Origin of the sequence: Anaerococcus sp. AGMB09787 (assembly GCF_022808955.1) — a bacterium.
In the GTDB taxonomy this organism is placed as follows: Bacteria; Bacillota; Clostridia; order Tissierellales; family Peptoniphilaceae; genus Anaerococcus.
Window position 1 is genome coordinate 34,071 of the sequence record NZ_JAKZEY010000012.1, and the last position, 20,585, is coordinate 54,655.

A 20,585-nucleotide genomic window follows, 5' to 3' on the forward strand; every position below is an offset into this window, starting at 1 on the left:
CAGATTTTAAAAAATTTTTCACTAATTATTCTTAGCTATTTCTTTTATGATCTCTACTATGGTTTCACTTGCTAGTTTTAAATGCTCTATTGGTATGAGTTCATAGACACCGTGGAAGTTCATTCCTCCAGTAAAGATGTTTGGGGTAGGAAGTCCCATAAAGGAAAGTTTTGATCCATCTGTACCACCACGGATTGGTTGGATTATTGGTTTGATGTCTAGATTTTCCATAGCCCTTTTTGCATAGTCCACTATTTCCATCTTGTCAGCTATGACCTCTCCCATATTGTAGTAGGAATCTTTCATTTCTATCCTAACAAGCTCGCTTCCATATTTTTTATTTAAAAATTCTCCGTAGGACTTGAATTCTTCCTTCATGGCTTCAAATTTTTCCCTATCATGCTCTCTAATTATATATTCTAGATGGGTGTTTTCGATGTCGCCTTTGATATTCAATAGATGAAAGAAGCCCTCATAATTTTCGGTATGCTCTGGTCTTCTTACATCGCCAAGGAGGCTATCAAACTCACGAGCCACTGTTATTGAGTTAATCATGGTGTTCTTTGCTGAGCCTGGGTGGATTGATTTACCCTTGATATAAACATCAGCACCAGCAGCATTGAAGGATTCATATTCTAGTTCGCCAAGGTTACCACCATCTACAGTGTAGGCAAAGTCAGCTCCAAATTCTTCAACCGGGAAGGTATCACATCCTGTACCAATTTCTTCATCAGGGGTAAAGGCTATGAGGACATCCCCATGTTCTATGTCAGGGTTATTTATTAGGTATTCGATTGCATTCATAATTGAAGCTATACCTGACTTATCATCAGCTCCTAGGAGGCTTTCTCCTCTGGTTGTAATTAGGGTTAGGCCTTCAAGTTTTTTAAGTATAGGGAATTCTTCAACTGTGATTGACCTTTCTTGGTTAAGTTTTATATCTCCACCCTCGTATTTTATAATTTGAGGCTCTTCTATCTTGCCATACATCTCTGGGGAGGTATCCATGTGGGATAGGAATCCAACCCTAGGAAGTTTTTTGTCAGTATTGGCAGGTAGTTTAGAAAAGACAAAGCCCTCTTCATTGATAGATGCTTCTAGTCCAAGTTCTTCTAATTCTTTTTTTAGCTCCTTAGCGAGGACTATTTGACCATCAGTGGTAGGCTTTCTTTCTTCTGCCAAGGATGGATCACTAGTAGTTTCCATTGCAACATATTTTAAAAATCTTTCAATTATTTTATCCATATATACCTTCTTTCTTTTTATTATTATACTCTTCTAGGATAAAGAAAAGTTTTTTATAGAAGAATACTTTTGATTTGTTATTTTTAGAAAATTAGCCTGATAGCAATCGTAATATGCTTATAAAAAAAGTATGTAAATTAATTATAATTAGTATAATAGTATCAAGGACTTTACTTTTATTTATAAGGAGATAATTATGATTATAAATGATAGAATAGAGAAACTAAGAAAATTGATGAAGGACAGGAACATCGATGCCTATATTGTTCCAACATCTGATCCTCATCAAAGTGAGTATATATCAGACTACTACAAGACCAGGGAGTTTATTTCTGGTTTTACAGGTTCATCAGGAACTGCCCTCATTACTATGGATGAGGCCTTGTTGTGGACTGATTCAAGATACTTCTTGCAAGCAAGCGAGGAGCTTAAGGCAGGTAGCTTCAAGCTAATGAAGATGGGTGTGGAAGGAGTACCTACCCTCTTAGAATATTTGGATGAAAATGTTTCTGAGTTTGGTAAAATTGCCTTTGATGGAAATACTTATTCAGTAAAGGGTTACAAGGACCTAAGCGAAAATATAGGGTCTAGGATACTAGTAAGTGATGTCGACTATATTTCTGATATTTGGGAAGATAGACCTGACCTACCAAAGGAGCCTGTATGGATTATGCAAGAAGAATACACAGGAGAGAGCCTAGAGGATAGGCTTATTAGAATAAGGGAAGTCATGGAAGAAAATGCTTATGACTATATTTTCTTGGGTGCTCCAGAAGATATCTGCTATCTACTAAATATTAGGGGTAACGATGTTGAGTACAACCAAGTTGTCCTATCTTATGTATTAATCGGTAAAGACAGTCTAGATTTATGTATAGATGAGGATAAACTTTCTGATGAGGTACGTAATTATCTAGAAGATAAGGGAGTTAAGATTCATTCCTACCAAGGAATCTATAGACTTTTGTCGAATATATCTGGCAAGAGCAGGATCTTCCTTGATCCAGAAAGAACCAACGTATCAATCTATGATGCCATAAATTCCAATGTCAAAATTTCCCAAGGAGTAAATATAACGACTTGGATGAAGGCCATAAAGACTGATAAAGAAATAGAAAATGTCAAAAAAGCCTACATTAAGGATGGAGTTGCCCTTGTTAAATTTTTCAATTGGCTAGAAGTAGGTGCCAAGACCGGATCTCTTAATGAGCTTCTAGCTAGCAAGAAGCTACACGATATGAGAAGTGAGGAGGAGACCTTCATAGAAGAATCCTTTGAAACAATAGCAGGCTATAAAGAAAATGCGGCTATAGTTCACTACGCTCCAAAGGCATCAGGCTCCAAAACTATAAGGGATAGGGGCTTGATCCTAGTTGATTCAGGAGCCCACTACAAGGAAGGTACTACAGATATTACTAGAACCATAGCCCTAGGGGACCTTAATGAAAGCGAAAAGATAGACTACACTCTAGTTCTTAAATCCTTCCTAAGCCTATTCTTGGCTCGTTTCAAGGATAAAACTACAGGGGCAAGGCTTGATGCTATTGCCAAGTATCCATTATGGAAGGCCGGTAAGGACTTCTTCCATGGCACAGGTCATGGGGTTGGCTTTGTCCTTACAGTTCACGAAGGTCCACAAAGAATAGCTAATGGGGACAAGTGTGAATTTGTTGAAAACATGACCACATCAATCGAACCAGGTCTTTATATCGAAGGAAGCCACGGAGTTAGGATAGAGAACGAAGCCTATGTAAAGAGGGCCTTTGAGAATGAATTTGGTAAGTTCAACCAATTTGAAACATTGACCTATTTGCCAATAGATACCAGACCAGTTAAAGTCGAGATGTTAACCAGGGATGAAATAGAATGGCTAAACAACTACAACAAGGAAACTTATGAAAAATTATCTCCATACCTAGAAGGGGAAAATTTGGAATATTTGAAAGAGAGCTGTAAAGAAATTTGACCAAATTAGAGATTAAAGAGAAATTAAAAGAACTACCCAACCTGCCAGGTGTTTATATAATGAGAAATGCTGATGATGAAATAATATATGTCGGCAAGGCCATTAATTTAAAAAATAGGGTGAGTCAATATTTTGATAATAGCAAAAACAAGGGAGCCAAGGTTCTAGCCATGGTCTCCCATATTGACCATTTTGAGTATATCATTGTTCAAAACGAGGTAGAGGCCCTAGTTCTTGAAAGCAATTTAATCAAAAAAAATAGACCGAAATACAATATTGTCCTAAGGGATGACAAGCAATATCCCTACATCAAAATTGTAAAAGAAAAATTCCCTAGGATCCAAAAGGTTAGAAGGATAGTAAATGATAAGTCAGACTACTTTGGTCCTTATCCAGATGCTTATGCCGTAAATGATGCCATAGAGCTCTTCCACCTCTACTATCCCTTTAGGACCTGTAATCTAAACTTCGATAAGGAAGTAAGACTTGATAGACCCTGCCTAAATTATTTTATCAAAAAATGCAAGGCACCCTGTGTAGATAGGGAAGACGAAGGGACTTACATGGACCATATAGGGGATGTCAAAAGTTTCCTAGAAAATAAGTCCGATAAGATATCAAATTGGGTTCTAGAGAAAATGAATGAAGAAAGCAAGGACTTAAACTTTGAAATGGCAGCCAAGTACAGGGATTACTATAGGGCCTTGTCAACTCTAAGGGAGAGGCAAAATGTCTCCGAGACCAAGGAAGACGACTTGGATATCATCGGATTATCTAAGGGGGTAAATGCTGTTATAATTCAAGTGTTTTTCATGAGGTCTGGCAAGATTGTAGATAGGGAACACTTTATAATAAAAAATGATTATCTAGAATCTGATGCTGATATAATGGCATCCTTTGTCAAGCAATTTTACCTGGACATAATGTATATACCAAAGGAAATTCTTGTCCAAAACCTCCCATCTGACCTAGATTCTATTAATAAATTCCTCACCAAAAAAAACGGCAGGAAGGTAAGTCTTATTGAGCCTAAGCTTGGTAGGAAGAGAGAGCTTGTTGATATGGCCATGAGAAATGCCATGGATATGAGGATTAAATATGACAATAGGGTCAAAAGAAAGGAAAGGAAAAAGTCTTCTGGTATAAAACAGCTCACTGAAATCTTGAAGCTTGACAATATCCACAGGATTGAGGCCTACGATATTTCAAATACTTCCGGAGTCCAAAGTGTAGGGTCTATGGTTGTCTTTGAAGATGGAATTCCTTCACCCAAGGAATATAGGAAGTTTAAGATAAAAAGCGTAGAAGGACCCAACGACTATGCCTCCCATAAGGAAATTCTGACAAGGAGGTTAAAAAGAGGCAAGGAAGAAGCTGTTAAGGGCAATACTACTACAGGTTTTGGCTATTTACCAGATCTCATACTAATGGATGGAGGCAAGGGTCAAGTTAATATTGCCCTAGAGGTTTTGAAGGAAGTAGGACTTGACATAGAGGTGGCAGGACTTGTTAAAGATAATAAGCACACGACAAGGGCCATTATCTACAATAACCAAGAAATCCCTATCAATAGGCGCGATCCTGTCTATAAACTTATTTACGAAATCCAAGAAGAAGCCCACAGGTTTGCCATAAATTACCATAGGAAGCTTATGCAAGATACCGTCAAGACTTCAGAGCTTGATAATATAAAGGGAGTGGGCAAGAAGACCAAGAAAAACCTACTAAACCATTTTAAAACAATTTCAAATATAAAAAAGGCCAGTGTAGAAGATCTTATGGAAGTAGATCTAATCGGCAAAAAACAGGCCTTAGAAATATACAAATACTTTAGACTGAAAGGATAAGTATGGCTGATAGCAAGAATATAGACGATATAAGTGATCAAATAGATGAGGAAGTCAGGAGTGGATCTCGCAATAGAACAGTAAAACTATCGACTATTGTAGAAAGTTTAGATCTAGAAATAATTCACAAGGCATCAGACTTTGACCAAGTCGAACTTAGGAGTGCCGAGATAAATAGACCAGGTCTACAACTTACAGGATACCTCGAGAAATTCCCTCATGATAGGATCCAGGTTATAGGCAGTGTAGAATATACCTACCTCTTTAGCCTAGATTCTAGGATGCAGTATGAGAGATTTAGGGGAATTTTATCCTATAAACTTCCTGCAATTATATTTTCCTACAACAAGTTTATTAACCAGGATATAGTCGACCTATGTGATTATTATGATGTGACTCTCCTTAGGTCACCTCAAAGCTCAACCAGATTAATATCAGATCTCTCAAATGAGATAGAATTTCACCTAGCTCCTACTACCAATGTCCATGGAGAACTCCTAGAAGTATATGGTATGGGAGTCCTACTTATGGGTAAGTCCTCTGTTGGTAAAAGTGAAACAGCTCTAGACCTGATTAATAGGGGGCATAGGCTTATAGCGGACGATATGGTAGATATAATAGCATACAACAACAAGCTTACGGGAACTTCACCAGATAATATAAGGCACTATATGGAACTTAGGGGACTAGGTATTATAAATGTCAGAAAACTTTATGGATCTGGAGCTGTAAAGGTAAGGACAGATATAGACCTAGTTATAGAGCTTGAACAATGGAAGGAAGACTATGAATATGATAGGCTTGGCCTAGATGAGCATTATATTGAAATCTTAAATATCAAAGTTCCTCACATGGTTGTTCCAGTTAGGGCTGGTAGGAACCTTGCCCTAATAGTAGAAGTAGCGGCAATGAATCAAAGGGAAAAATTTATGGGCTATAATGCTGCTAAGGTTTTGACAGATAATATATTTAGAAAGATAAACAATGACTTTTAAAGTGCTTTTTGATAATCGATAAAGTCGATTTTCTGAGGGAAAATAAATTAGCTCGATAAAATACTTAGAGCATAGGAAGGGACTTTTATAAATTTATACAGAAAATTTTTATAAATAATTTATCTAAACCCTTGACAATTTTCCAGATAACTTTTATACTAAGAATAGTGTTAACGATATTTGTTACTAAATATTATAGGAGGTCTTAGATGACAATAAAAAGAGCAATGAAGACCATGGATGGTAACACAGCAGCAGCTCACGTATCATACGCATTTACAGATGTTGCTACAATCTATCCTATCACACCTTCATCACCAATGCCTGAAGCAGTAGATGTTTGGGCTGCAAATGGCAGAAAAAATATTTTTGGTAGACCGGTACAAGTAAAAGAAATGCAATCAGAAGCCGGTGCGGCAGGTGCTGTTCACGGAGCACTATCAGCTGGTGCATTAACTACTACATACACTGCTAGCCAAGGATTATTATTAATGATCCCTAACATGTATAAAATAGCAGGAGAAAGATTACCAGGTGTATTCCACGTTGCAGCAAGAACACTAGCAACTCACGCTTTATCTATATATGGAGACCACTCTGACGTAATGGCAGCAAGACAAACTGGTTTTGCACTATTAGCATCAGGTTCAGTTCAAGAAGTTATGGACTTATCACCGGTTGCTCACTTATCAGCAATCAAGGGAAGAGTTCCTTTCTTAAACTTCTTCGATGGATTTAGAACAAGCCACGAAGTACAAAAAATTGAAGTTTGGGACTATAAAGACCTAGCTCCACTTGTAGATTACGATGCAGTTAGAGCATTCAAAAATGAATCACTAAACCCAGAAAGACCAAAAACTGTTGGTACAGCAGAAAAGAATATATTCTTCCAAAGAATGGAAGCAAGCAACACAGCTTACGAAGATGTAGTTGGAATCACTGAAGACTATATGCATCAAATTAATGAGCTAATTGGCACACATTACGAACTATTTAACTACTATGGTGCTGACGATGCTGAAGAAATCATCGTTGCTATGGGCTCTGTTTGCCAAGCAGCAGAAGAAACTATTGATGCTTTATTAAAAGAAGGCAGAAAAGTCGGAATGATCGAAGTTCACCTTTATAGACCATTCTCTAAAGAACACCTTCTAAAAGCTATTCCAAAGACAGTTAAGAGAATCGCTGTTCTTGATAGAACAAAAGAAAAAGGATCAGTTGGTGAACCTCTACTACTAGATGTTAAATCAGCTTATTTTGATCAAGAAGATAGACCACTAATAATTGGTGGTAGATACGGACTTTCTTCAAAGGATACAGTTCCTGGAGATATAGACGCTGTATTTAAAAACCTTGCAAGTGATCAACCAAAAGATGACTTCACAATATCAATCAACGATGACCTAACACACAAATCACTTGAAAGAACAGACCTAAAGATCAGACAAGAAGGAACAACAAGATGTAAATTCTGGGGATTCGGCTCAGACGGTACTGTAGGTGCTAACAAACAAGCTATCAAGATCATAGGTGATAATACAGACATGTATGCACAAGGTTACTATGACTATGACTCTAAGAAGTCAGGTGGTCTAACCATGTCTCACTTAAGATTTGGTAAAAACCCAATCAAATCAACATACCTACTAGACGAAGCTGACTTTATGTCTTGCTCAAAACCTGCTTATGTAAATCAATATGATTTATTAAAGGGGCTAAAAGATGAGGGAGCTTTCCTATTAAACTGCTCATGGACTGATGAAGAACTAGAAGATAGACTTCCAGGCCAAATGAAACGTTACATTGCTGAACATAAGATTCACTTCTACACAATTGATGCATCTCACATTGCTCAAGAAATCGGTCTTGGATCAAGAACAAATATGATCATGCAATCAGCCTTCTTCAAACTAGCTAAAATAATTGATATAGATGAAGCTGTTAAATACCTAAAAGATTCTATCGTTAAATCTTATGGACATAAGGGTGACGATATAGTAAACATGAACTACAAGGCTGTGGATCATGGTATTGAATCAATCCACAAGGTAGAAGTACCAGAAAGCTGGATCAATGCAGAAGATGATGTTAAAGAAGAATTAAAAGCTTCAGACTTCGTTAAAAACATTGTAAAACCAATGATAGAACAAAAAGAAGATGATATACCAGTATCAGCTTTCGCAGATAGAACAGACGGATCATTTGAATCAGGTACAACTCAATACGAAAAGAGAGGTATCGCTCTTACAGTTCCTGAATGGCAAATAGACAACTGTATCCAATGTAACCAATGTTCATTTGTATGTCCACACGCTGTAATTAGACCATTCTTAGTAACAGCTGATGAAAAAGCTAACGCTCCAGAAGGCTTCGATACTAAGAAAGCTATCGGTAAGGGAATGGATGAATATGAATTTAGAATCCAAGTTTCTCCACTAGACTGTACAGGATGTGGAAACTGTGCTGACGTATGTCCTGCTCCAAACAAGGCTTTAATCATGAAACCTTTCGAAGAACAAGTTGAAGCAGAAAAAGATAACTGGACATATGCTAACGAAGAAGTTGGATACAAAGATGAAGTTATGGATCCAACAACACTAAAGGGAAGTCAATTCAGACAACCACTTCTTGAATTTTCAGGTGCTTGTGCTGGTTGTGGTGAAACTCCTTACGCTAAATTAGTAACACAATTATTCGGAGATAGAATGTATGTAGCTAACGCAACAGGTTGTTCATCAATCTGGGGAGCTAGTGCACCTGCTATGGCTTATACAAAGAACTGTGAAGGCAAGGGCCCAGCTTGGGGTAACTCACTATTTGAAGATGCAGCTGAATACGGATATGGTATGAAACTTGCTGCTGATGCAAATATGGCTCTACTTGAAACAAACATGAACCAATTCATCGAACTTGGTCTTGATACTCCATTCAATGAAGCATTTAAGGCTTGGATCGAAGGAAGACATGATGTAAAAGCTTCTAAAGAAGCAACAGCTAAGATATTAAGCCTAAAAGACGAAAAAGTTGAAGGCGAAGAAGCTAACAAACTTCTAAACAACATCTTCGACCTAAAAGACTACATGATCAAAAAATCAATTTGGATCTTCGGTGGTGACGGTTGGAGCTATGATATCGGATTTGGTGGTGTAGACCACGTACTAGCAAGTGGTGAAGACATCAACATCCTAGTATTTGATACAGAAGTATACTCAAACACAGGTGGACAATCATCTAAGGCAACTCCACTTTCTGCAGTAGCACAATTTGCTGCTAGTGGTAAGAAAGTAAGAAAGAAAGACCTAGGACTAATGATGACATCTTATGGTTATGTATACTGTGCACAAGTAGCTATGGGTGCTAACCAAAACCAAACACTTAAAGCATTAAAAGAAGCTGAGAGCTACAACGGACCATCATTAGTAATAGCTTATGCACCATGTATTAACCACGGAATTAGAATTGGTATGGGCAAATCTCAATACAGAGAAAAACAAGCTGTTGAAGCTGGTTACTGGCACTTATGGAGATTCGACCCAAGACTTGCAGAAGAGGGCAAGAATCCATTCCAATTAGATTCTAAAGAACCAAAAGAATCATTCCAAGAATTTATCCAAGGTGAAGTAAGATACTCATCACTAAAGAGATCCTTCCCTGAAACAGCTGACGAACTATATGCTGAAGCAGAAAAAGCTGCTAAAGAAAGATACGAAACATATAAGAGATTAGCTGCAAAATAAAAAATAAAAGCTACTAAGGTGGGTAATAAATAGGAATAAATTTCCATTAAGAGATCGGCATGAAGAAAAACTTTGTGCCGGTTTTTTTGTTTACTGGCTAATAAAAACTAGGATAGGAAATTATCTACCATCCATCTATAAAATAAATAAAATCTTAGAAACTGATTAATAGATATTTTAATTTAGAAAGATATGTTAGTATTTTTTATATCTTAGTGGAATAAACCTAGCAAGATAAATTTGTAGAGAAAGCTAAAGAATTTAATTTTGTAGGAATTGTTACTGTTCTTTTTTAAATAATTATAAAATAGGGATTTATAACTTAGGGTGGTCTTTAAGGTAAACAAGTTATTTAACTATGCAATTTTTTATTTTTTCCAATAGGATATTTTTAATATTAGCCTTATTTAACCTATATAAAAGCCTAATATATGGTATAATATCCCTAAAAGATAAATAGATTTACTATTCATACTGGAGGTAAATATGACTATTAAGTATGTTAATAATTTAGGCAAGGTAACGATTGATGATTCAATAATTACCAATATTGCTGTGGCGAGCGTTATTGAGTCCTACGGAGTTGTAGGTCTTGCTAGTGTATCTGCTAAAGACGGCATTTATGAACTATTAGGAATAAATAATTTACAAAAGGGAGTCAAGGTACAAAGACTTGACAATGGAACCATTAATGTAAGCATATCCTTATTTATGAAATTTGGAGTAAGTATTCCTGTAGTAGCACAAAACCTAATAGAAAATGTAAAATATAATATTGAAAAATCTTTGAAAGTTAGTGTATCTAACGTTGATATCTATGTTCAAGGAATTGAAAAGTAGGAGTTTAAATGAAGAGTATTGATGCAACAAAGCTTCAACAAATGATTATTGGAGCTTATGAATATCTAAATGAAAATAAAGACCATGTAAATGAATTAAATGTTTTTCCAGTTCCTGATGGAGATACTGGAACAAATATGACAATGACCATAAAGTCTGGTCTTGATAAGGTTAATGCTTCCAATCTATCATCTGTTGATGAAGTAGCTAAGGCCTTAAGCCAAGGTACCCTAATGGGAGCCAGGGGGAATTCTGGTGTAATTTTATCCCAATTAGTAAGGGGACTTTCCAAAACTGTAAAGGGAAAATCTACAATTGAGCTTGCTGATGTCAAGGATATCTTTAACCAAGCAGCAAAGACCGCTTACAAGGCAGTTATGCAACCAAAAGAAGGAACTATACTCACAGTTGCAAACAAGATGTCAGAGAAGGCAGAAGAAGCCTATGACGATAGCAAGGAAATGGATGAGTACCTAGTTGAGATCCTAGCAGCTGGTCAACAAGCCCTAGAAAATACCCCTAACCAACTTCCAGTTTTAAAGGAAGCAGGAGTTGTGGATTCAGGTGGACAAGGTCTTATCTACTTACTAAGAGGCTCTTTAAATGCTCTAAATTCTGACATAGCTAGGGATATAGACTTATCTACTAAAGTTGAAGAAGTAGATGATGAAAAGTTTATTTATAGGATAGAATTTGAATTAGCTGGTAAAAAATCTGACCTAGAAAAGTTAGATAATAACTTGAAGAGGATATCAAAGGACTATAAGTCAACCCTAGGAGATGAGACCCTAGAAGCAAGCCTACTTACAGATTCTTACCAAAATACAGTTCAAATGATTCTACTTGATGGAGTTATTTTAAAAATCAGCCTTGAAAATCTTAAGGCTAACGCCAAGGAGTGTCCCAGTAAGGAAGTAAAGGCAGCCAAAAAATACGGCTTTATAGCAGTATCTCGTGGTGATGGCTATGACTCAATTATGGAATCTATGAATATCGATAAGATTATAGCTGGTGGGCAAACCATGAATCCATCTACAGAAGATATTTATAAGGCCATAGAAGAAGTTAATGCCGAAAATATAATAATTTTCCCTAACAACAAGAATATTATTTTAAGCTCTAAGCAAGCAGCAGAAGTAAGTGAGAAAAATGCCTTCGTCCTAGAAACAAATGCTATCCCACAAGTATTTACTGCCCTTCTAGAGTTTGATGAAAGCCTAGATCCTCAAAGTAATATAAGAAACATGGAAGAAGCCATAAGTGATATGCATGTAGGAGAGGTATCTATTTCTATAAGGGATACTTCTGTCAATAATATTGAGATCAAAAAGGATAACTATATAGGCATATTGGATGGTCAAATAACAACAAGTAAAGAAAGTATTGAAAAGACTAGCGAAGAGCTAATTAATAAGGCCCTAGAAGATTCTGAAATATCACTTGTTACAATTTATTATGGACAAGATATTGAGAAGAGAAAGGCTAAAGAAATAGCTAAGAAGATTAGTAAAAAACATAAGGACATAGATGTAGAAGTAGTTTATGGTGGCCAACCAGTTTATTACTACACAATCACCTTCGAATAATGGATATTGATGTATTAAAGGGAATCGGAGCAAAGAAAAAAGATCAGCTAGCTAGATTAAATATCTACTCGGTAGCTGATCTTTATAACTACTATCCCAAGTCCTATGAGGATAGGTCAAAATTGACAAGGCTTGGTGAAGGAAAGGATAATAAAAAGCACTTCTTCATATGGACGATAAGGTCTAAACTCTACACCAAAAACCTAAGAAAGATGACCGTTTCTTACCTCTACGCTAGTGAAGAGGGAAGTAATGAGAGAATTAGGCTAGTATGGCTCTACGATCGTTACACGCCTATGAAACTAAAAATTGGCAAGACCTATAAGTTTTTTACAAAAATTAAGGAATATAGGGGTGAAATAGAGGCGATAAACCCAGAGTTTAGCGAAATGGATGAAGACCAGATCGGATCTATTGTTTCGATTTATAGGTTAACTTCTGGACTATCCAATAAGCAAGTTCATACTTTTATAAATGAGGCCCTAGAATATTTTGATTCAAAAGAAGACTTTGTAACCAAGGAAATTGTTCAGAAATTTGAATTGTGTTCAAGACTTACCAATCTAGAAGAAGTACATAATCCAACCAGTATTTCTAACCTAACAAAGGCAAAGTCTAATATTAAAGTCTTGGATTTATGTAAGGACCTAGTCTTTCTCGATCAAATCAAGAAAAAGACTAAGCATCCTCATAAGCTTAACTTATCCTATCACTTAAAAGAGATTTTGGGTGAACTTGACTTTGACCTAACTAAATCTCAATTAAGGTCCCTCAAAGAAATTCTTAGAGATTGTGTCGCTCCCTATAGTGCCAATAGGCTCCTCATAGGGGATGTGGGCTCAGGTAAGACCATAGTTGCACTCATTGTGATGATAATTTTTGCCATGAATACTTACCAAGCTGCCATGATGGTACCGACAGAAGTCCTAGCCATCCAACACTATGAGAAAAATTTAGAACTCTTTAATAAATTTGGCGTAAAGGTAGCCTTGCTAACGGGATCTACCAAGGATAAAGATAACCTTAAGGAGGACCTGGCAGAGGGGAAGATTGATATCTTGATAGGGACCCATGCCATAATTCAAGAAGATGTTAGCTTCAAAAATTTGAAATTTGTGGTAAATGATGAACAACATAGGTTTGGGGTAAGTCAAAGGCAGATGCTAGCCCTAAAGGGTGAAGATGTTAATTACCTCACAATGACTGCGACCCCGATTCCTAGAACCCTATACCTAAAAATATCCAATATCTTGGATATGTCTGTGATAGATGAAGTCCCTAAGGGAAGAAAACCTATAGAAACTAAGCTAGTAGGTACAGGTAGCCAAGATATTTTATTTGATTTTATAGAAGAAAATATAAAAAATAAAAGACAAGTCTATGTTGTTACAAATAACATAGATAGCGATGATAAAAATTCTCTTATAAATTTGTATAAGTTGTATAAAAAAGCCTTCAAAGCCTTTAGGGTGGGTATCCTTCATGGGAAATTGAAATCAAGTGAAAAAGACCAAGTCCTAAAGAATTTTGCTATGGGAAAGTTTGATATATTGGTAGCGACTACTGTTATAGAAGTAGGGATAGATGTCGCAAATGCTAATATTATGGTTATCTATAATCCTAATAATTTTGGTCTTTCTACCCTCCACCAGCTAAGGGGAAGAGTTGGCAGGGGCAACTATAAGTCCTACTGCTTCCTGGTTAATGAAAAAGATAGGCCAGATGGCAAACTCAAGGTCCTAGAAGAAAATACCGATGGCTTTGAAATATCCAAGAAGGACTTTGAAATGCGTGGTGGGGGCAAGATCTTATCCCTCCTCCAACATGGTAAGAACCTATCAGATATCGAATATCTCAATATGGACCAGGCTGAGATTGACAAGAGCTTTGAAATATTTTCTTACCTAAGAGAAAATGACTACAAAGACTGCGACCTATCATTTATAAAAGAATTTTTTAAGGAAGATAAGAGGATAATTTTAAATTAATGAGAGTTATTGCAGGAAAATACAAGGGATTCAACTTATTATCACCTAAGTCCAAGGACTCTAGGCCTACGGATAACAAGGTAAAGGAAGCAGTCTTTGATATGCTCTATCCCTTCAAGGTTGACTTTGTGGGTCTAGATTTATTTGCTGGAACAGGACAGATGGGGATAGAATTTTTATCTAGGGGAGCCTACGAGGTTTATTTTAATGAAAAAAATTTGTCCACCTTTAGGATCCTCAAGGAAAATTTAGAGAAGATAAAGGCTGCTAATGCTAAGGTAAGTAAGATGGACTTCAAGAAGGCCTTATCTACCTACAAAGAAGATGGGCTTAAGTTTGATTACATCTTCTTAGATCCACCCTACGATACAAATTATCTAGAAGATAGCCTTAATTTAATTATAGCTAATGAATTACTTGCTTTAAATGGTATAATAATAACTGAATCAGACAGAGATATAGATTTTTCCCATGAACTGGACCTAAGTTTGATAAAAGAAAAGTCTTATGGAAGGAAAATAATTAAGTTTTATATTAGAAATGAAGATAATATATCCAGGTAGCTTCGACCCTCTTACTCTAGGTCACATAGATCTTATAAAAAGATTGGCCAAGATGTATGATGAGGTAATCGTAGCTGTATTAATAAATGACAATAAAAATTCTCTCTTTACCTTAGAAGAGAGGGAAGAGATTATAAAAGAAGAAATTGAAGCAGAAAATCTAACAAATGTAAGTATAAAATCTTTTGATGGACTACTTGTTAACTTTGCCAAAAAAGAGGATGTCAAGCTAATAGCTAGGGGCCTAAGGCAAGTAACTGACTATGAGTATGAGAAAAATATAGCCATGTTTAATGCCGAGCTTTATGAAGGTCTTGAAACTATTTTTCTTTTGTCCAATCCTAAATACTCCTTTATTAGCTCGAGTGGGGTAAGGGAAGTTATACGATTTAAAGGGGATGTGTCTACATTTGTAAGTAGCAATGTTAAGAAAAAAATTGAAGAAAATTTTTATAAATAGGGGGTTCTTATGGCACAAAATAAATTAATGGGTCTAATTAACGAAATGGAAGATATATTGGATGAGGCTTCTTCAGTACCATTTTCTAGGAAGGTATCAGTTGATCCAGACGATATTTTTGATTTACTAAAGGAGATGAAAGACTCTCTTCCTGAAGAAATCAAACAAGCTCAATGGGTAATTGATGAGAAAGATAGGATAGTTGGAGAAGCTAATGGTGAAGCTGAAAGCAGACTCAAGGAAACTGAAAACGAAATTAACAATATCAAAGAACAAGCAAGAAATAAGTTTAGACAATTAGTTTCAGAAAATGAAATCACTAGAGAAGCTAGGAATGAAGCTCAAAGAATACTAGCTGAAGCAAACAACGAAGCAGCTAAACTTAGAGAACAATCTTATGTTTATGTTGATAGACTATTCAAAGGATCAGTTCAAAACTTCTCTCAACTTGCTGAGCAACTAGAAAAAAATAGACAAAATTTATTAAATAACAAAAACTAAGAATAAAAAATCGTCCCAGACTGGTGGTATTAGGCTAATCCTAAACTTATCAGGACTAAGGGACGATTTTTCTTTTAAAACTTAACCTTGTAGTCTCTATTAAAATCTCTCCTACTTATTATAGAATAGAGATTAGAGGCTTCTATCATTTTCTTATATACTAGCAAATTATCATTATCCAAGTCCAGGCTCTCGGCTTTTCTCATAATTATTTTAATATCCTGACTCATCTCTCCTAAGGATGTCTTGGCTTTTTTATTTAGGGCAAGGATCTTTATAAAATTAATATCCACATCGTTTAGAGCACTCGTGTTATCAAGTAAGTAATTTAATATAAGTCTTTTAATCCTTGACGCAGGATACCTTGGACTAGTAGCCTTATTTATAAAGTAATCAAGGTTTGGATTTGCTATTAGAATTTTTTTGAAATATTCTTCCATCCCTTCTTCGTAGGCTAGGATTTTATCAAAATTATCATTGCTTATCATAAGTTTATATTGGAAAATCCTAAACAAGCTATCAGCTGATGGTAGGATATTTGCTGCCATGGCTTTTTTTAACTCTTCATAGGAATCTTTTGGCATAAGTGAAGATAGATCCTTATCAAGATTCGCCCTAATAGCACTTGAAGATGCAAACTTAGGGTGGCTTATATTTTTTTCTCTATTTAAGGCTTCTTTTCTAGGTATAGGTAGATATTTTATTCTTGGATTAATATTTTTAATCGCCTTAATATACTCTAGGGCCAAGATGTTATTTGAAGATAGAAATTCTGTGCCGGCTATGTTCTCTAGGGCAAGGTAGCTTGCCTTGGTGTAGGAGTAGTTTTTATCTAAGTAGTCCTTGGTTTTTTCTTCTATCAGGACATTTTTTTCTAGGATTGAGTCAATTTTTTTCTTAAAGTAATCTGCCTCCATATTTTCTATACCGAATGCCAAGTAGTCTATCCCTAGCTTATTTAAGATATCGATAGATTTTGAGGCAAAAAACTTAGCTGACTGGAGGGATATGAAGCTAGGCATCTCTATCACTAGGTCTAGGCCATTATTAAGAGCGATACTTGCCCTAGTAAACTTATCTAAGATGGCAGGCTCTCCTCTTTGGACAAAGTCTCCACTCATAATGGCTAGGGATAAGTCTGGTTTTGTTATTTCTTTAGATTTTTCGATTAAATACTTGTGTCCCTCATGGAAGGGGTTAAATTCTGCTATAATTGCTAATTTTTTCATACTATCACCCCTTAAATTATACATTTTTTTTACAAATATACTAAGATAGCTTATAATATTTAGGGCATATACATATTAAAAGGAATGATTTAAGAATTTTTATTTAAAATTATTATCAATTTATATGCTCTATGGTATAATAATAAAAGAAACATTAACAGGAGGATTTATGATTTCAGCAAATGATTTAAGAAAAGGTGTAACTTTTGTATACGATAATGGTGTTTACCAAGTAATAGATTTTCAACACGTTAAACCAGGTAAGGGTGCAGCATTCGTTCGTGCAAAAATTAAATCTGTAATGAATGGTGGGGCTAAGGATGTTACCTTCAACCCTAATGAAAAGTTTGAAGAAGCTATTATTTCTACAAAAGAAATGACATATTTATACAATGATGGACAGCTATACTACTTTATGGATCCAGAATCTTTTGAACAAATCGGTATCGAATATGAAAATGTAAAAGATGCCATCATCTATGTAAAGGAAAACGAATCAGTTCAAATCAAATTCTATGAGGGTAATCCATTCCTAGTAGAAGCACCAAACTTTGTAGAACTTCAAGTAACAGAGACAGAACCAGCTGTAAAGGGTGACACAGCTACAAACGTAACAAAACCAGCTACAGTAGAAACTGGTGCAGTTATCCAAGTACCAGTATTTGTAAACCAAGGAGATATTATTAAGATAGATACAAGAACAGGAGATTATCTATCAAGAGTATAAGGAGTTAATTATGGCAAGTAATTTTGTAAATGGATCAGTAAAAATCGCAGATGAGATTCTTGATCAAATAGCAAATGCTGCTGCAAGTGATGTATATGGGGTTATTAGTGAAGATCAAGGACGTAACCTATTAAACAAAAACCCTAAGTCTAGGGTTACTAAGAATGGAGAGAAACTACACTTCCGTTTGACAGTAAACCTAGAAAATAATGTTAAGGTAGTAAAAACTGTAAAAGACATACAAAGCAATGTAAAAAATGTCGTAGAAAATATGACTGGCCTTAGCGTTGATAAAGTCGATGTAAATGTAGAAAATCTTGAAATAATATGAGAAGGACTGAGCAAAGAGAACGGATCTTTAGATTAATATATGAAGATTCAATTAGCAAAATTGAAGAAGTAGATGGGTCCCTAGATGATAAGGATCTTTTAGGGGAAGACTTTATTAAGGATAGCCTAAATTCTTACCTTAACCATAAGTCTGATATAGATTCTAAAATAGATGAAAATTTAGATAATAAGCACAAGAACTTATCAAAGGTAGTGAGGGCTATCATTTGCCTATCTATAAATGAAATATATTTTATGGCTATACCTACATCAGTTTCTATAAATGAAGCAGTTAACCTTGCTAAGAAATATTCTAATCAAGATGACTATAGGCTTGTAAATTCTATCTTGGGAACTATTACTAGAAAAGATAATAAATGAGAAAATCTTTAAGTGTCAAACAGTTTAATGAATATTTAAAATCTAATATAAAACATGACCCTATATTTCAAAATGTTTACATAAGTGGTGAGCTGGCTAATATAAAGTTCAACAAGTCCCATTTATATTTTTCACTTAAGGAAGATAGGGATCTAGTTGACTGTGTAATCTATTATTATGAAGAATCGGGAATTGACCTTGACTTTAATGAAGGAGAGAAGGTCCTAGTAAAGGGGGTTTTGGTCTATAACAACTACTCCTCTAGGGTCACAATATCAGCCAAGGAAGTAACTAACCTAGGTAGGTCTGAAGCCTATAGCAAGTTCTTAAAAAAGAAAGAAGACTTTCAAAAGAGGGGATTTTTTGATAAGGCCAATAAAAAGTCTATCAAGAAATTTCCCTCAAAGATAGGTCTAATAACATCAGCTGATGGGGCTGCCCTTGTGGATTTTATTTCAGTAATTAATCAAAAGCCCAATGATATTCACATATACTTTAACCCTGTCAGAGTCCAAGGAAATGAGGCTGTTGATCTAATAGTCAAGGCCTTAGAAAGACTTGATAGGATGGATCTAGATGTAATAGTTATAACAAGGGGTGGAGGATCTGAGGTTGACCTTGCTACCTTCAATGAGAAAGACCTTATAGAAAGTGCCTACAGGGCAAAAACTCCCATCCTATCAGCCATAGGCCACAAGATTGATTCAAGTCTTTTGGACCTTGTAAGTGATCTAAGCCTCCAAACACCTACAGAAGCAGGGAGCTTTATAGTCAAGAATTATTCTGATTTCGATAAGGACTTTAGGAATAAGTTGGAGAAGATAGATAGCCTTGTTAATAAAAAATATGGGGACCTATATTTTAAGCTAATCTATTACAAGGAAATCTTAGATAAGTATAGTCCCTACCAAAAGATAGAAGCTAGACTAAAGGACTTATCTTATATAAAAAATGACCTTGATAATAAGCTACTTAGGACTTATGAAAAAAATATATCTAGGCTTGGGCTTATAGACTTAAGGTTAAAGAGGATAAAAGACCTAATAGATCTTGGAAAGAAGTCTATTAGACTAAGGAATAGGTTGGGGCATGATGTTTATTCTTTAAAACAAGTGAAGGCAGGGGATGAGCTTGAAATCGATTTTTATGATGGAAGTATAAAGGTTAAGGTTATAGATGGATAAAAGTTTAGAAGAAAAATTTGAAGAATTAGAGGGACTCTTAGAAGAGCTTGAAAAGAGTGATACCAATCTTGATGAAAGTATCGAAATTTTTCAAAGGGCAAAGGACCTCTATAAGGAAGTAAATGACAAGTTAGAAGATTATAGGGCAAAGATTGAGATAATTAGTAAAGATGAATAAAAATATATATAAGAAAAATTTAGAAGAAAATAAAATTGCAATAGAAAAAAGAATTAATAAATACTTTGATAGTCCAAGCATATTAGATGAAGCAATGAAATACTCTATGGAAGCTGGCAAGAGAATTAGAGCGAGTTTGTATCTTGAAACTTGCAAAATCCTAGGTCATGACCTAAGTGGAGCAGACATAGATTTTGCCTTGGCTATAGAAATGCTTCAATCTTATACCCTAGTCCATGATGACCTACCTGCCATGGATAATGACGACTATAGACGTGGTAAAGAAAGCACCCATAAGCACTTTGGTGAGGATATAGGAATATTAACTGGAGATGCCCTATTAAATGAGGGAGCAAATTTAATCTTTAGCCTTGCTAAGGAAAATCCAGCCTACATAAGAGCTGGGGATTATCTTTTTAATAAATTAGGTAAGAGAGGAGTAATCTATGGACAAGTCCTAGACCTAGAAGAAAGGAAGGACTATGACCTAGACTATATTCTAAGAGTTTATGGAAAAAAAACTGCAGACTTCTTTGTAGCCTCTCTTGTAGCAGGTGGCCTTGTGGCTGGGGCTGATAGTAAGGTTATCGAGAGCCTTGAGAAATATGGCTATTATTTGGGACTAGGCTTTCAAATTCAAGATGACTTACTAGAGAGTGACTATACAGATGAGTTAAATATTTTAAATATAATGGATAGACAAGCAGCTAATTCGATTTTAGATGAGATCAATAAAAAATGTGAGTTAGCAATTAGTGATATAGAAAATAATGATTTTTATATATTTTTAATTGACTACCTTTCAAAAAGAAATTATTAGAGGCGGAT

18 protein-coding genes are annotated in these 20,585 nt (G+C 35.5%); 16 read left to right on the top strand and 2 right to left on the bottom strand.

Annotation, left to right across the window (positions count from 1 at the left end; genetic code table 11):
* Nucleotides 1–21: 21 nt before the first annotated feature.
* Nucleotides 22–1,245 (bottom strand): peptidase T, encoded by a 1,224-nt coding sequence (gene pepT, locus MUN42_RS03695; RefSeq protein WP_243343031.1) that lies wholly within the window; start codon nt 1,243–1,245, stop codon nt 22–24.
* A gap of 196 nt (nt 1,246–1,441) precedes the next feature.
* On the opposite strand from pepT, the gene MUN42_RS03700 reads away from it, so the two are divergent.
* The 10 genes from MUN42_RS03700 to MUN42_RS03745 all read left to right on the top strand — a co-directional run bounded on the left by MUN42_RS03700 (nt 1,442) and on the right by MUN42_RS03745 (nt 15,728).
* Nucleotides 1,442–3,211 (top strand): aminopeptidase P family protein, encoded by a 1,770-nt coding sequence (locus MUN42_RS03700; RefSeq protein ID WP_243343033.1) that lies wholly within the window; start codon nt 1,442–1,444, stop codon nt 3,209–3,211.
* A complete protein-coding gene (gene uvrC / locus MUN42_RS03705; RefSeq protein ID WP_279323794.1) occupies nt 3,208–5,058 on the top strand; it encodes an excinuclease ABC subunit UvrC in 1,851 nt (616 codons plus the stop codon). The genes MUN42_RS03700 and uvrC overlap by 4 nt, the downstream gene beginning before the upstream one ends.
* A gap of 2 nt (nt 5,059–5,060) precedes the next feature.
* Nucleotides 5,061–6,053 carry an HPr(Ser) kinase/phosphatase gene (gene hprK / locus MUN42_RS03710; protein ID WP_243343034.1) on the top strand — a complete coding sequence of 331 codons (993 nt, stop codon included), beginning with the start codon at nt 5,061–5,063 and terminating at the stop codon, nt 6,051–6,053.
* 209 nt (nt 6,054–6,262) lie between these two features.
* Complete coding sequence (gene nifJ, locus MUN42_RS03715; RefSeq protein ID WP_243343035.1) at nt 6,263–9,790, top strand: pyruvate:ferredoxin (flavodoxin) oxidoreductase; 3,528 nt, start codon at nt 6,263–6,265, stop codon at nt 9,788–9,790.
* Between the two features lie 486 nt (nt 9,791–10,276).
* The gene (locus MUN42_RS03720; RefSeq protein WP_243343036.1) at nt 10,277–10,630 is read left to right on the top strand and encodes an Asp23/Gls24 family envelope stress response protein; all 354 of its coding nucleotides are present in this window, start codon (nt 10,277–10,279) and stop codon (nt 10,628–10,630) included.
* Between the two features lie 8 nt (nt 10,631–10,638).
* Entirely contained in the window at nt 10,639–12,216 is a 1,578-nt protein-coding gene (locus MUN42_RS03725; RefSeq protein ID WP_243343037.1) for a DAK2 domain-containing protein, read from the top strand.
* A complete protein-coding gene (locus tag MUN42_RS03730) occupies nt 12,216–14,204 on the top strand; it encodes an ATP-dependent DNA helicase RecG (RefSeq protein ID WP_243343038.1) in 1,989 nt (662 codons plus the stop codon). Before MUN42_RS03725 ends, MUN42_RS03730 begins: the two co-directional genes overlap by 1 nt.
* Entirely contained in the window at nt 14,204–14,767 is a 564-nt protein-coding gene (gene rsmD, locus MUN42_RS03735; protein ID WP_243343040.1) for a 16S rRNA (guanine(966)-N(2))-methyltransferase RsmD, read from the top strand. The genes MUN42_RS03730 and rsmD overlap by 1 nt, the downstream gene beginning before the upstream one ends.
* On the top strand, nt 14,745–15,227 hold the full coding sequence (coaD, locus tag MUN42_RS03740) for a pantetheine-phosphate adenylyltransferase (protein WP_243343041.1): 483 nt from the start codon (nt 14,745–14,747) through the stop codon (nt 15,225–15,227). The genes rsmD and coaD overlap by 23 nt, the downstream gene beginning before the upstream one ends.
* 9 nt (nt 15,228–15,236) lie before the next feature.
* On the top strand, nt 15,237–15,728 hold the full coding sequence (locus MUN42_RS03745) for an ATPase (RefSeq protein WP_243343042.1): 492 nt from the start codon (nt 15,237–15,239) through the stop codon (nt 15,726–15,728).
* 74 nt (nt 15,729–15,802) lie between these two features.
* On the opposite strand, the gene MUN42_RS03750 is transcribed toward MUN42_RS03745, so the two are convergent.
* On the bottom strand, nt 15,803–16,957 hold the full coding sequence (locus tag MUN42_RS03750; RefSeq protein ID WP_243343043.1) for a nucleotidyltransferase family protein: 1,155 nt from the start codon (nt 16,955–16,957) through the stop codon (nt 15,803–15,805).
* A gap of 169 nt (nt 16,958–17,126) precedes the next feature.
* On the opposite strand from MUN42_RS03750, the gene efp reads away from it, so the two are divergent.
* The 6 genes from efp to MUN42_RS03780 are packed head-to-tail and all read left to right on the top strand — an operon-like array spanning nt 17,127 to nt 20,577.
* Nucleotides 17,127–17,684: an elongation factor P gene (gene efp / locus MUN42_RS03755; RefSeq protein ID WP_243343044.1), complete on the top strand. Its 558-nt coding sequence runs from the start codon at nt 17,127–17,129 to the stop codon at nt 17,682–17,684.
* Nucleotides 17,685–17,694: 10 nt separating this feature from the next.
* Nucleotides 17,695–18,015 carry an Asp23/Gls24 family envelope stress response protein gene (locus MUN42_RS03760; protein ID WP_243343045.1) on the top strand — a complete coding sequence of 107 codons (321 nt, stop codon included), beginning with the start codon at nt 17,695–17,697 and terminating at the stop codon, nt 18,013–18,015.
* Nucleotides 18,012–18,395 carry a transcription antitermination factor NusB gene (locus MUN42_RS03765; protein WP_243343047.1) on the top strand — a complete coding sequence of 128 codons (384 nt, stop codon included), beginning with the start codon at nt 18,012–18,014 and terminating at the stop codon, nt 18,393–18,395. Before MUN42_RS03760 ends, MUN42_RS03765 begins: the two co-directional genes overlap by 4 nt.
* A complete protein-coding gene (xseA, locus tag MUN42_RS03770; protein WP_243343048.1) occupies nt 18,392–19,579 on the top strand; it encodes an exodeoxyribonuclease VII large subunit in 1,188 nt (395 codons plus the stop codon). Before MUN42_RS03765 ends, xseA begins: the two co-directional genes overlap by 4 nt.
* On the top strand, nt 19,572–19,757 hold the full coding sequence (gene xseB / locus MUN42_RS03775; protein ID WP_243343049.1) for an exodeoxyribonuclease VII small subunit: 186 nt from the start codon (nt 19,572–19,574) through the stop codon (nt 19,755–19,757). Before xseA ends, xseB begins: the two co-directional genes overlap by 8 nt.
* Complete coding sequence (locus MUN42_RS03780) at nt 19,750–20,577, top strand: polyprenyl synthetase family protein (RefSeq protein ID WP_243343050.1); 828 nt, start codon at nt 19,750–19,752, stop codon at nt 20,575–20,577. Before xseB ends, MUN42_RS03780 begins: the two co-directional genes overlap by 8 nt.
* Nucleotides 20,578–20,585: the final 8 nt, after the last annotated feature.

Coding starts and splice junctions, on each gene's coding strand:
- MUN42_RS03720 (WP_243343036.1), top strand. CDS start 10,277: ATGACTATTAAGTATGTTAATAATTTAGGCAAGGTAACGATTGATGAT.
- MUN42_RS03765 (WP_243343047.1), top strand. CDS start 18,012: ATGAGAAGGACTGAGCAAAGAGAACGGATCTTTAGATTAATATATGAA.
- MUN42_RS03745 (WP_243343042.1), top strand. CDS start 15,237: ATGGCACAAAATAAATTAATGGGTCTAATTAACGAAATGGAAGATATA.
- MUN42_RS03730 (WP_243343038.1), top strand. CDS start 12,216: ATGGATATTGATGTATTAAAGGGAATCGGAGCAAAGAAAAAAGATCAG.
- nifJ (WP_243343035.1), top strand. CDS start 6,263: ATGACAATAAAAAGAGCAATGAAGACCATGGATGGTAACACAGCAGCA.
- MUN42_RS03725 (WP_243343037.1), top strand. CDS start 10,639: ATGAAGAGTATTGATGCAACAAAGCTTCAACAAATGATTATTGGAGCT.
- MUN42_RS03750 (WP_243343043.1), bottom strand. CDS start 16,957: ATGAAAAAATTAGCAATTATAGCAGAATTTAACCCCTTCCATGAGGGA.
- hprK (WP_243343034.1), top strand. CDS start 5,061: ATGGCTGATAGCAAGAATATAGACGATATAAGTGATCAAATAGATGAG.
- xseB (WP_243343049.1), top strand. CDS start 19,572: ATGGATAAAAGTTTAGAAGAAAAATTTGAAGAATTAGAGGGACTCTTA.
- efp (WP_243343044.1), top strand. CDS start 17,127: ATGATTTCAGCAAATGATTTAAGAAAAGGTGTAACTTTTGTATACGAT.
- MUN42_RS03700 (WP_243343033.1), top strand. CDS start 1,442: ATGATTATAAATGATAGAATAGAGAAACTAAGAAAATTGATGAAGGAC.
- MUN42_RS03780 (WP_243343050.1), top strand. CDS start 19,750: ATGAATAAAAATATATATAAGAAAAATTTAGAAGAAAATAAAATTGCA.
- pepT (WP_243343031.1), bottom strand. CDS start 1,245: ATGGATAAAATAATTGAAAGATTTTTAAAATATGTTGCAATGGAAACT.
- MUN42_RS03760 (WP_243343045.1), top strand. CDS start 17,695: ATGGCAAGTAATTTTGTAAATGGATCAGTAAAAATCGCAGATGAGATT.
- xseA (WP_243343048.1), top strand. CDS start 18,392: ATGAGAAAATCTTTAAGTGTCAAACAGTTTAATGAATATTTAAAATCT.
- coaD (WP_243343041.1), top strand. CDS start 14,745: ATGAAGATAATATATCCAGGTAGCTTCGACCCTCTTACTCTAGGTCAC.
- rsmD (WP_243343040.1), top strand. CDS start 14,204: ATGAGAGTTATTGCAGGAAAATACAAGGGATTCAACTTATTATCACCT.